The sequence below is a fragment of the Hydrogenophaga sp. genome, assembly GCF_036675665.1.
Classification (GTDB): domain Bacteria; phylum Pseudomonadota; class Gammaproteobacteria; order Burkholderiales; family Burkholderiaceae_C; genus Hydrogenophaga.
Genome location: NZ_JAKFEO010000030.1, coordinates 246,237 through 256,763, shown reverse-complemented (window position 1 = coordinate 256,763; position 10,527 = coordinate 246,237). Strand labels below are relative to the sequence as shown.

11 protein-coding genes are annotated in these 10,527 nt (G+C 65.9%); 4 read left to right on the top strand and 7 right to left on the bottom strand.

Annotation, left to right across the window (positions count from 1 at the left end):
- The first annotated feature begins 265 nt into the window (after positions 1 to 265).
- The 4 genes from V6M63_RS11590 (at position 266) to V6M63_RS11575 (ending at position 3,680) form a co-directional block, all read left to right on the top strand.
- Positions 266 to 505, top strand: a complete 240-nt coding sequence (locus V6M63_RS11590; RefSeq protein WP_332741905.1) for an AbrB/MazE/SpoVT family DNA-binding domain-containing protein — start codon at positions 266 to 268, stop codon at positions 503 to 505.
- A complete protein-coding gene (locus V6M63_RS11585; RefSeq protein ID WP_332741904.1) occupies positions 505 to 981 on the top strand; it encodes a type II toxin-antitoxin system VapC family toxin in 477 nt (158 codons plus the stop codon). The genes V6M63_RS11590 and V6M63_RS11585 overlap by 1 nt, the downstream gene beginning before the upstream one ends.
- A gap of 61 nt (positions 982 to 1,042) precedes the next feature.
- The gene (locus V6M63_RS11580; RefSeq protein ID WP_332741903.1) at positions 1,043 to 2,902 is read left to right on the top strand and encodes an NAD(P)/FAD-dependent oxidoreductase; all 1,860 of its coding nucleotides are present in this window, start codon (positions 1,043 to 1,045) and stop codon (positions 2,900 to 2,902) included.
- A gap of 76 nt (positions 2,903 to 2,978) precedes the next feature.
- Entirely contained in the window at positions 2,979 to 3,680 is a 702-nt protein-coding gene (locus V6M63_RS11575) for a glycine zipper 2TM domain-containing protein (RefSeq protein ID WP_332741901.1), read from the top strand.
- A gap of 168 nt (positions 3,681 to 3,848) precedes the next feature.
- On the opposite strand, the gene htpX is transcribed toward V6M63_RS11575, so the two are convergent.
- The 7 genes from htpX to V6M63_RS11540 form a co-directional block, all read right to left on the bottom strand.
- Positions 3,849 to 4,721, bottom strand: a complete 873-nt coding sequence (gene htpX / locus V6M63_RS11570; protein WP_332741899.1) for a protease HtpX — start codon at positions 4,719 to 4,721, stop codon at positions 3,849 to 3,851.
- Between the two features lie 94 nt (positions 4,722 to 4,815).
- Entirely contained in the window at positions 4,816 to 6,201 is a 1,386-nt protein-coding gene (locus V6M63_RS11565) for a glutamine synthetase family protein (RefSeq protein WP_332741897.1), read from the bottom strand.
- The gene (locus V6M63_RS11560; RefSeq protein ID WP_442909579.1) at positions 6,198 to 6,953 is read right to left on the bottom strand and encodes a DUF3025 domain-containing protein; all 756 of its coding nucleotides are present in this window, start codon (positions 6,951 to 6,953) and stop codon (positions 6,198 to 6,200) included. The genes V6M63_RS11565 and V6M63_RS11560 overlap by 4 nt, the downstream gene beginning before the upstream one ends.
- Before the next feature lie 11 nt (positions 6,954 to 6,964).
- Positions 6,965 to 8,020 carry a dihydroorotase gene (gene pyrC / locus V6M63_RS11555; RefSeq protein ID WP_332741894.1) on the bottom strand — a complete coding sequence of 352 codons (1,056 nt, stop codon included), beginning with the start codon at positions 8,018 to 8,020 and terminating at the stop codon, positions 6,965 to 6,967.
- Positions 8,021 to 8,052: 32 nt separating this feature from the next.
- Positions 8,053 to 8,949 (bottom strand): amino acid ABC transporter substrate-binding protein, encoded by an 897-nt coding sequence (locus tag V6M63_RS11550; protein WP_442909578.1) that lies wholly within the window; start codon positions 8,947 to 8,949, stop codon positions 8,053 to 8,055.
- Between the two features lie 143 nt (positions 8,950 to 9,092).
- On the bottom strand, positions 9,093 to 9,830 hold the full coding sequence (locus V6M63_RS11545) for an amino acid ABC transporter ATP-binding protein (protein ID WP_332741892.1): 738 nt from the start codon (positions 9,828 to 9,830) through the stop codon (positions 9,093 to 9,095).
- Between the two features lie 24 nt (positions 9,831 to 9,854).
- Entirely contained in the window at positions 9,855 to 10,526 is a 672-nt protein-coding gene (locus V6M63_RS11540; RefSeq protein WP_332741890.1) for an amino acid ABC transporter permease, read from the bottom strand.
- Position 10,527 lies beyond the last annotated feature (1 nt).

The following is a 10,527-nucleotide window of genomic DNA, read 5'->3' as shown; positions in this document are numbered from 1 at the left end:
TTCACCCGCACTGAAGCGGCTCGTCTCTGTTGCTCTGATCCTCACCTTAGGGCCTTGCGGCTTGTCGGTGGAGAGGTGTTACCTCCTACGCTGTCCTGTGCAGTCCGGACGTTCCTCCAGCACCCCCTTTCGGGTCCTCTTGCGAGGCAGTGCCAGCGACGGCCTGGCGCGCTTCACCCACGCATTATCCCGCCTGAACCAATCGACCACCTCTTGACAAGACTTTCGCTCAAAGTAAGACTCTTACATCAAAGGAGTAAGAATCGTGAGAATCACCAGCAAAGGCCAGGTCACCATTCCCCAGGCGGTGCGCGAGCAGGCGCGGCTGTACCCGCACAGCGAGGTCAGCTTCGAGGTGCTGCCCAATGGCGACGTGCTGTTGCGCGCTGCGGCCGGCGCAGTGTCGCCCACCCGCCGCGCCTTTGAGCGCGCGCGCGGCAGCGCCAATGCCGGTGCCTTCAAGGGCATGGGCACAGACGAGTTCATGAAATACCTGCGCGGCTGATGAGCACGCGCCGACAGCCCACAGGCACCAGCGCACGGGAGCCCGATGCGCGCTACCTGCAACCGGCGCCGATGGTCAGCACCCTGGTCGACAGCTGTGTGTTGATCGACGTGCTGGCCGACGACCCCCAGTGGGCCGAGTGGTCGATCACACAGCTGGAGCGCTGTGCGCAGCAGGGACCGCTGATCATCAATCCACTGATCCTGGCCGAGCTGAGTCCACGTTTTGAAACTGCGGCCGATCTGGAGGCCACGCTGGCCGAGCTGCCCCTGCAACGCCAGGCACTCCCATGGGACGCGGCCTTTCTTGCCGGCCAGGCCTTCAAGCTCTACCGGCAGCACAGCGGCGCCAGGACCTCGCCCTTGCCCGACTTCTACATCGGCGCGCACGCCTGGGTGAACCAACTGCAATTGCTCACCCGCGATGCCGTGCGCTACCGGCGCTACTTCCCCAAGCTGACCTTGGTCGTGCCCTGAAGGTGTCGGACAATGGCGGCTTTGCCCTGGATTGCTTGATCGCCACAAGCCACCCTCCGCCATGATCCGACTCTCCGAACTCAAGCTGCCTCTGGCCGCGGTACCGACCGAGCACCGCCGCGCTGCCGACGCGCCCACCGAAACCGACCTCGACCGCGAACCGCCTCCACACCCGGTGGAGGCACTGACCCGGCTGGCCGCGGCCGCGCTTGCCGTGCCCGCCTCGGACATTGCGCACCTCCACGTCTTCAAACGCAGCTTCGACGCGCGCAAGGTCGACTTGCTCGCGGTCTACATCGTGGATGTGACGCTGGTCGATCCGGCGCAGGAAGCCGCTCTGCTCGCCGCGCACGCGGGCAAGTCCCATGTGCAGCCCACGCCCGACATGGCCTGGCACCCGCCCGGCCATGCCCCGGCCGGCTGGCCCGCCGACGAGAGCGAGCGCCCGGTGGTGGTCGGCCTGGGCCCCTGCGGCCTGTTCACCGCGCTGGCCCTGGCGCAAATGGGGTTCAAGCCCATCGTGCTGGAGCGCGGCAAGCCGGTGCGCGAACGCACCAAGGACACCTGGGGGTTGTGGCGCAAACATGTGCTCAACCCCGAGAGCAACGTGCAGTACGGCGAAGGGGGCGCGGGCCTGTTCTCCGACGGCAAGCTCTACAGCCAGATCAAGGACCCGCGCTTTCTCGGCCGCAAGGTCATGCGGGAGTTTGTCGATGCAGGCGCACCGGCCGAAATCCTCTACACCGCGCACCCGCACATCGGCACCTTCAAGCTGGTGCGGGTGGTGGAAGCCATGCGCGAGAAGATCATCGCGCTCGGCGGCGAGATCCGCTTTCAGCGCCAGGTGTGTGGCGTCAGCCTCTCTCGCGAGGGGGGCGAGCAACGCATCGCATCGTTGAAAGTGAGGCGACTGGACATCGGAGACACCATCGACATGTCGGTGCAGCGCGTGGTGTTCGCGCTGGGCCACAGTTCGCGTGACACCTTCGCGCAACTGTGGGACGCGGGCGTCTTCATGGAGGTCAAGCCGTTTTCGGTGGGTTTTCGCATCGAGCACCCGCAGAGCGTGATCGACCGCGCGCGCTGGGGCCGTCACACGGGCCACCCACTGCTGGGCGCGGCCGACTACAAGCTGGTGCACCACGCCAGGAACGGCCGCGCGGTCTACAGTTTCTGCATGTGCCCGGGCGGCATGGTGGTGGCGGCCACGTCGGAGCCGGGGCGCGTGGTCACCAACGGCATGAGCCAGTACTCGCGCAATGAGCGCAACGCCAATGCTGGACTGGTGGTGGGCATCGAGCCGGCCGATTTTCCACAGACCTTCCCGCGCGATGCGCCGCTGTGGACTGCCGCCTTCGGCGCATCGGACGGCCAGCGCTACGCCGCACAGGCCGCGCAACTCGCCACCACGGGCCAGAACCATCCGTTGGCCGGCATCGTGCTGCAGCGCGAACTCGAAGCGCGCGCTTACCAGCTCGGTGGCGGCACCTACGAAGCCCCTGGGCAACTGGTGGGCGATTTTCTGGCGCAGCGTCCGTCCAGCGAACTGGGCGAGGTGGTGCCCTCGTACCAGCCCGGCGTGAAACTGGGCGATCTGGCGCCGGCCCTGCCCGCCTACGCCATCGAGGCCATGAAGGAGGCGCTGCCGGTGTTCGGTCGCAAGATCGCCGGCTACGACATGGCCGACGCCGTGCTGACCGGCGTGGAGACCCGCACGTCTGCACCGCTGCGCATCACGCGTGGTGACGACTTGCAGAGCCTGAACACACGCGGGCTGTACCCGGCCGGTGAAGGCGCCGGCTATGCGGGCGGCATCCTCTCGGCGGGGGTCGACGGCCTGAAGGTGGCCGAAGCATTGGTGCGGGATCTGCTCCAGGACCGCACCCCATCGCCAGGCGCTGCAAAAATTCCGGCGTTGTGACGATTCTTTACACACGGTGCACCAGGGCTTGACAGCAAAAGAGCAGACTTCAAGCTACCCCCATCAGGAGTTCCCCATGAAAACCCCAGCCCTCATTCCCTTCGCTGCCGGCCTGCTCGCCCTGGCCGGCAGCGGTGTGGCGCACGCACAGGAAGAACAAGGCCGCGTGATCAGCAGCACGCCGGTGGTGCAGCAGGTCGCCGTGCCGCGCGAGGTGTGCAGCGACGAGCGCGTGACCTACCAAGGTCAGAAATCGGGCGCTGGCGCCCTGCTCGGCGGCATCGCCGGCGGGGCAGCGGGCAATGCGATCGGCAATGGCGGAGGCCGTGCTGCGGCCACCGTGATCGGCCTGGTCGGCGGCGCGATCCTGGGCGACCGCATCGAAGGCCCGGGCCAGCCCTACACCGAGACCTACCGCCAGTGCGGCACGCAGACGTTTTACGAAAACCGCACCGTGGCCTACAACGTGGTCTATGAATACGCCGGGCGCCAGTACAACGTGCAGACCCCGCAGGACCCGGGCCGCTACATCCGCCTGAACGTGTCACCGGTGGACGTCCTGCCACCGCCCATCTACAACAGCGCACCGGTGTACCAGCCCCGAACAGAGTACTACCCGAACAACACCCGCATCACCATCGGTACACAGTACTACCCGCGCTACCAGGTATCACCGGGCGTGATCTACATCAACGGCTACCGATCGGGCCACCGCCACGACGACCGACGCTACCGAGATGGGCGTCGTGACCATGACCGCTGGGACCGCAACCGCTGATCCAGGCACACAAAAAAAAGCGACCCGAGGGTCGCTTTTGCGTTTCCGGAGAGCGTGCCCCTTGCCAGAGACACCGAGGAACCGGCTTTGCCGGGCCTCAGGTGTCGCCCCCCTCCCAGGGGGGTGGCGCCGCAGGCGACGCGGGGGGCAACCAAAGCTGCGGGGGGGTCAGCTTTGGTTCTGCAGCGCGGCGATGCGCTCTTCGATCGGCGGGTGTGTCGAGAACAGTTTGCCCAGGCCGCCAGCGATGCCGAGTGCCTGCATGGTCTTGGGCAGCTCGCCGGGTGTGAGGCCACCCAGGCGAGCCAACGCGTTGATCATGGGTTGCTTGCGGCCCATGAGGCCAGCGGCACCGGCGTCGGCACGGAACTCGCGCTGACGGCTGAACCAGGCCACGATGATGGCGGCCAGGAAACCCAGCACGATGTCCATCACGATGGTGGTGATCATGTAGCCGATGCCGGGGCCGCTGCTGTTGCTGTCGCCCCTGCGAAGGAAGCTGTCCACGGCATAGCCGATCACGCGGCTGAGGAACACCACGAAGGTGTTCATCACGCCCTGGATCAACGTCATGGTGACCATGTCGCCGTTGGCCACGTGGGCCACCTCGTGGCCGATCACGGCCTCGACTTCTTCCTTCGTCATGTTCTGCAGCAGGCCGGTGGACACCGCCACGAGCGCGGAGTTCTTGAACGCACCGGTGGCGAAGGCGTTGGGCGCGCCCTCGAAGATGCCCACCTCGGGCATGCCGATGCCGGCCTTGTCGGCGAAGCGGCGCACGGTCTCCACGATCCAGGCTTCGTCGGCCGTCTGCGGCTGGTTGATCACGCGCACGCCGGTGCTGAACTTGGCCATGGGCTTGCTGATCAGCAACGAGATGATGGCGCCACCAAAGCCGATGACGAGCGAGAACCCGGCCAGCGCCGTCATGTTCAGGCCGTTGGCGGTGAGGAAGCGGTCCACGCCCAGGATGCGGGTGGTGATCAACAGCACCGCCATCACGGCGAAGTTGGTCAGGACGAACAGCAGGATGCGTTTCATGGGGACTCCGGGTAGTGTCAAAGACAACGGGATGATAAGTGGGGCTGGTTGCGCGGTTCTTCAAGCCACGCCCGCTTCAGGTGGTCCCCGAGGGTCAGACCTGGGGCAGCAGAAACCGCCGTTCCCAGGCGCTGATCTCGTTCAGGAAGCTATCGTGCTCCATCGCCTTGACCGCGAGATAAGCCCGCACGAATCGCTCACCGAGCAGGCGCGGCGCGTGTTCACTCTGGGCCATTTGTTCGTGGGCGGTTGAAAAAGTTCGCGGCAGACCACGCGGCAGGTCGTAGCCATTGCCTTGCACCGGATCGCCCGGCAGACAACGCGTCTGCAGCCCGGCCAGGCCGGCGGCCAGCGTGGCGGCCATGGCCAGATAAGGGTTGGCGTCGGCGCCGGCCAGCCGGTTCTCGACCCGGCGAGCCGCAGCCGGGCTCACGGGAACGCGCAGGCCGGCGGTGCGGTTGTCGTAGCCCCACGCCACGTTCGTGGGCGCCTGACTGCCACTGACATAACGGCGGTACGAATTGACCGTGGGCGCATAGATGAGCGTGAGGTCCGGCGTGTAGGCCTGCAAGCCGCCGATGTAGTGCAGGAATGCGTCGCTCGCGGAGCCATCGGCCTGGCTGAAGATATTGCGGCCCTCGGCATCCACCACGCTCTGGTGGAGGTGCATGGAACTGCCGGCCTCGCCGGCGATGGGCTTGGCCATGAAGACCGCGTTCAACCCATGCTGCAGGGCGATTTCGCGTGCCGCCGTCTTGAACAGGAAAGCCTGGTCGGCCACCGCCACCGGGTCGCCGTGCAGCAGGTTGATCTCGTACTGGCAGGGGCCGACCTCGTGCAGCCAGGTGTCGGCCCGGATGCCCAGGGCGTCGATGGCGGCGTGGAACGCATCCCAGAACGGTGCCAGCTCGTTGAGCGCGTTCAGGCTGAAGGCCGACTGCCCCACCTCGGGCCGGCCACCGCGCCCCAGCGGCGCGGTGAGTGGCTGAGCCGGGTCGGTCATGGCGGCGGTCAGGTAGAACTCGATCTCGGGTGCCACCACGGGCGTCAGGCCCATGGCCTGGTAACGCGCGACCACGTTCTTGAGCACCGAGCGCGGGGCGAATTCACACAGGCTGCCGTCGAGTTCCACGCAGTCGTGCACCGCCAGGTAGCGCGGCACGCTGGCCCAGGGTGCGAGCTTGAGCGTGGCCAGGTCGGGCACCAGTCGCACGTCGGGGTCGCTGTCGGGAAAGATCGGGTCGTAGGAGTACTCCCCCGTCACGCACTGCATGGGGATGGCCTGGCAGATGCGCAGCTCGCCGCCCGCCGCAAAGCTGCCCGCAGGCATGAGCTTGCCGCGCGGGTAACCGGTGACGTCGGCAAACAGGCACTCGACGTCGCGCACGCCGCTGGCGCGGAAATGCGCCGCGAGCTCGGCGCGGTCGGCGTCCTGTGCCAGGTCCAGGTGGGACCAGGAGGGTGATGTCGGCAAGGTCATGGGTGGTCCAATGGAGCGTCGGGACGCCGGGGGCGGAACACGTCGGCGTCGGCATAGTAAGTGGGATCCTCGTTGGCAGGCCACCAACCCGGCACGCCCAGCACGGGCAAAGGCGTGAATGGCTTGGCCGCCAGCACCGGCCCGCTCAGGCCCCGGGCCAGCCAGGCGTCCCAGGCTGCGAGGTCCTCACCCAAGGCCACGGGCACAGGCACCCGCAACACATGGGCGGTGATGGATTTGTAGGGTGCGACCAGTTTTTCGAGCAGCGCATGGCCGAACAGCACCAGCCGCGCCTGCGCCCAGAGCGGGCGCAGCGTGACAAACAGGCGGTGCCAATCGCGTGCCGTCAAGGCGTCCCACAGTGGCTCGGGGGCTTGCAGCAGCGCCGCATTTTCGTCGAACAACGTGAGCGCATCGCGAACCGGTCCGCGCACCTCGCGCACGCCAGCCCGCGCGATTTCAGCCGCCTGCAGCTGGTTGAGGCGCTGCTTGGTCAGTGGAAAGCGCAACCAGCACAGGCCGTTGAAAAAATCGTGCAGGTTCTCGCGTGTGGGCACGCAGCCGGTGTCGAAGATGAACTGCTCGTAGGCCATGCCGGCAGACAAATCCGCTTGCGGCACGAAACGGACCGGACAGTGGCCCCCAACGTGCAGCGCTGGCGGCAAAGCCTCGCCATGCGTGAGGGCCTGGGACACCACCCGCCCCTGGGCCGCCACGGGCGCAAACCAGGGCGCGTTCCAGTCGGGAGACAAGCCCAAGGCGTTCAGGCCTGCAGGCGCCAGGGCAGTGCCTCGCCGCCGCGCAGCGGCTTGAGATCGGCCTCGCCGAAGCGGAAGCTCTCGGGCGTGGTCCAGCTCTCTCGCACCAGCGTCACAGTGCCCCTGTTGCGTGGCAGGCCGTAGAAAGCCGGGCCGTTGAAGCTGGCGAAAGCTTCGAGCTTGTCAAGCGCCCCGACCGAGTCGAAGGCCTCGGCGTACATCTCGATCGCGGCGTGCGCGGTGTAGCAGCCGGCGCAGCCCATGGCGTGCTCCTTCAGGTGCGCCGGGTGTGGCGCGCTGTCGGTGCCGAGGAAGAAGCGGTCGCTGCCGCTGGTGGCTGCGGCCAGCAGGGCCTGGCGGTGCGTTTCGCGCTTGAGCACCGGCAGGCAATAGTAGTGCGGGCGCACGCCGCCGGTGAAGATGGCGTTGCGGTTGTAGAGCAGGTGGTGCGCCGTGAGCGTGGCGGCGGTGAACGGGCTGGCCTCGGTCACGTACTGAGCTGCTTCCTTGGTGGTGATGTGCTCGAACACCACTTTCAGCTCGGGGAAGTCGCGCCGCAGCGGGATCATCTGCTGGTCGATGAACACGGCTTCGCGGTCGAACAGGTCAATGTCGGGCGAGGTGACCTCGCCGTGCACCAGCAGCAGCAGCCCGGCGCGCTGCATGGCCTCCAGCGTCTGGTGGGTCTTGCGGATGTCGGTCACGCCGGCGTCGCTGTTGGTGGTGGCACCGGCCGGGTAGAGCTTGAGGGCCACCACACCGGCATCTTTCGCGCGCGCAATCTCGTCGGCGGGCAGGTTGTCGGTGAGGTAGAGCGTCATCAGGGGCTCGAAACTGACGCCCTCGGGCACGGCGGCGCGGATGCGATCGCGGTAGGCCACGGCCTGCGCCGCGGTGGTCACCGGCGGCTTGAGGTTGGGCATGATGATGGCGCGAGCGAACTGGGCTGCCGTGTGCGGCACCACGGTACGCAACGCATCACCATCGCGCACGTGCAGGTGCCAGTCGTCCGGCCGGGTGATCGTGAGGGTGTCGGTGGTCGTTGGGGTCGCGGCGTTCATGCCCCGATTGTCGCAAACCCCACCCGTGCCCCTCAGGGCACCTTGTCGGTGGGGTACTTCCAGAAATCGCGCAACAGGTAGCTGATGGGCAGGTTCAGCGGCACGCCCTGGGGCGGAATCGGTTTTTCGAACCAGGTGGCGTAGATGGCCTGGATCTCGCCGCTGTAAATGAGGCGGCGCATTTCATCGTCAATGATCTTCTTGAAAGCGGGGTCGTCCTTGGACAACATGATGGCCAGGGCCTCGGTGGTGAAGAAGCGGCCCACCACCTTGAGCGCCTTGGGATCGGGGCGGCCCGCGGCCAGGCCGAAGAGCAGCACGTCGTCCATGGCAAAGGCGTCGGCTTCACCGCTCTCGACCATGGTCACTGCCTGTTGGTGGTCCTCGGCTTCCAGGATCCGCAACTTGAGGAAACGCTCCAGATCCATTCGGCGCAAGGCGGCCAGCGGCGTGGTGTTGCGGGTGGACACCACGGTCTTGAGGGCGGGATGGTCCACCCGGTCCACCGGGCTGCCCGATTTGACCAGCAAGCGCGCGCCGGTGATGAAGTGCGGAATGGTGAACGCCACCTTGTCGCGGCGGGCGGCGTTGTTGGTGGTGGAGCCGCATTCCATGTGGACCTTGCCCTGCGCCACCATGTCGATGCGATTGGCCGGCGTGACCTGCACATACTCCACCGCCAACGCGCTCAGGCCGAGCTTCTGCTGAACCGCGACGGCCAGCCGGCGGCAGATGTCCAGTGCATAGCCCACAGGCCTCATCTGGTCGTCCACGTAGGAGAACGGCACCGCCGACTCCCGATGGGCCAACACCATTTTTCCCTGAGCGCGGAGCTGGTCCAGCACCGGACCTGACTGCGCCTGGGCCGGACCCGTCAGGCCGATGACCGAGGCAAGAACATACCGCGCCAATGAATACACATGTGCCATGAGATGCCCCCAAGTCGATCAACGCCTTGTCGGGACGAGAAGATGTGGTGGTCTCCTTGTTTCCGCGACTGCATCGAGCTTAGGCGCGTCCTGCCACAGCGTATCTAACCCCCTCGCTGTATTTTGAGAGGATCGCAGGCGATTCAGTGCGCCAGGATCTTGTTGAGGAAGTCCTTGGTGCGTGGTTGGCGATCTTCCGGCTTGCCGAAGAAATCGTCCTTGGAACAGTCTTCCAGGATCTTGCCGCCCACGTCCATGAAGATCACGCGGTTGCTGACCTTGCGCGCAAAACCCATTTCGTGTGTCACGCACATCATGGTCATGCCTTCGTTGGCCAGACCGACCATCACGTCGAGCACCTCACCGACCATCTCGGGGTCGAGCGCCGAGGTGGGTTCGTCGAACAGCATCACGATCGGGTCCATCGACAGCGCGCGCGCGATCGCCACGCGCTGCTGCTGGCCGCCCGAGAGCTGGCCCGGGAACTTGTCCTTGTGCAGCGACAGGCCCACGCGGTCGAGCATCTTGAGGCCACGCTTCCTGGCCTCGTCCGGGTTGCGACCCAGCACCTTGATCTGGGCAATCGTGAGGTTCTCGGTCACCGACAGGTGGGGAAACAGCTCGAAGTGCTGGAACACCATGCCCACGCGGCTGCGCAGCTTGGGCAGGTCGGTCCTGGGGTCGTGCACCGGCACGCCATCGACCGTGATCTCGCCCTTCTGGAAAGGCTCGAGCGCATTGATGGTCTTGATGAGGGTCGACTTGCCCGAGCCCGACGGGCCGCAGACCACGACGACTTCGCCTTTCTGGATGTTGGTGGAGCAATCGGTCAGCACCTGGACGCTGCCGTACCACTTGGAGACGTTCTTGAGTTCAATCATTGCAATTCCTGGTTAACGGGCGCATCAACGGATGATGGCGATCTTCTTGTGCAGCTGTTTGACGGCCCACGACAGCGCGTAACACATGACGAAATAGACCACGGCGGCGGCCAGGTAGGCCTCGATCGGGCGACCGAAGTTCTTGCCCGCGACCTCGAAGCCCTTGAGCATGTCGTAGGCACCGATGGCGTACACGAGCGAGGTGTCCTGGAACAGGATGATGGTCTGCGTGAGCAGCACCGGCAGCATGTTGCGAAAGGCCTGTGGCAGCACCACCAGCTTCATGTTCTGCCCGTAGCTCATGCCCAGCGCCTGCCCCGCGTGCACCTGGCCACGCGGGATGGACTGGATGCCCGCGCGCATGATCTCGCTGAAATACGCGGCCTCGAAGGCAATGAAGGTGATCACCGCCGACACTTCGGCGCCGATGGGCCGGCCGATCAACAGCGGTACCAGCAGGAAGAACCACAGGATCACCATCACCAGCGGAATGCTGCGCATGCCGTTGACGTAGATCGTGGCCGGCGTGTCAAGCCACTTCTTGCCCGACAGGCGCATGAGCGCGAGCACGGTGCCGAAGATGATGCCGCCGATGGTGGACACGATGGTCAGCATCAGACTGAAGTACAGGCCCTTCAGCACGAAGTTGCTGATCAGGTCCCAGTTGTAGAAGGAAAAGTCGAGGTTGAGGTTCATG

What these genes read in the sequence shown, in the direction of transcription:
- V6M63_RS11585 (WP_332741904.1), top strand. Translation starts at nt 505, where the DNA reads ATGAGCACGCGCCGACAGCCCACAGGCACCAGCGCACGGGAGCCCGAT.
- V6M63_RS11580 (WP_332741903.1), top strand. Translation starts at nt 1,043, where the DNA reads ATGATCCGACTCTCCGAACTCAAGCTGCCTCTGGCCGCGGTACCGACC.
- V6M63_RS11575 (WP_332741901.1), top strand. Translation starts at nt 2,979, where the DNA reads ATGAAAACCCCAGCCCTCATTCCCTTCGCTGCCGGCCTGCTCGCCCTG.
- htpX (WP_332741899.1), bottom strand. Translation starts at nt 4,721, where the DNA reads ATGAAACGCATCCTGCTGTTCGTCCTGACCAACTTCGCCGTGATGGCG.
- V6M63_RS11565 (WP_332741897.1), bottom strand. Translation starts at nt 6,201, where the DNA reads ATGACCTTGCCGACATCACCCTCCTGGTCCCACCTGGACCTGGCACAG.
- pyrC (WP_332741894.1), bottom strand. Translation starts at nt 8,020, where the DNA reads ATGAACGCCGCGACCCCAACGACCACCGACACCCTCACGATCACCCGG.
- V6M63_RS11550 (WP_442909578.1), bottom strand. Translation starts at nt 8,949, where the DNA reads ATGGCACATGTGTATTCATTGGCGCGGTATGTTCTTGCCTCGGTCATC.
- V6M63_RS11545 (WP_332741892.1), bottom strand. Translation starts at nt 9,830, where the DNA reads ATGATTGAACTCAAGAACGTCTCCAAGTGGTACGGCAGCGTCCAGGTG.
- V6M63_RS11540 (WP_332741890.1), bottom strand. Translation starts at nt 10,526, where the DNA reads ATGAACCTCAACCTCGACTTTTCCTTCTACAACTGGGACCTGATCAGC.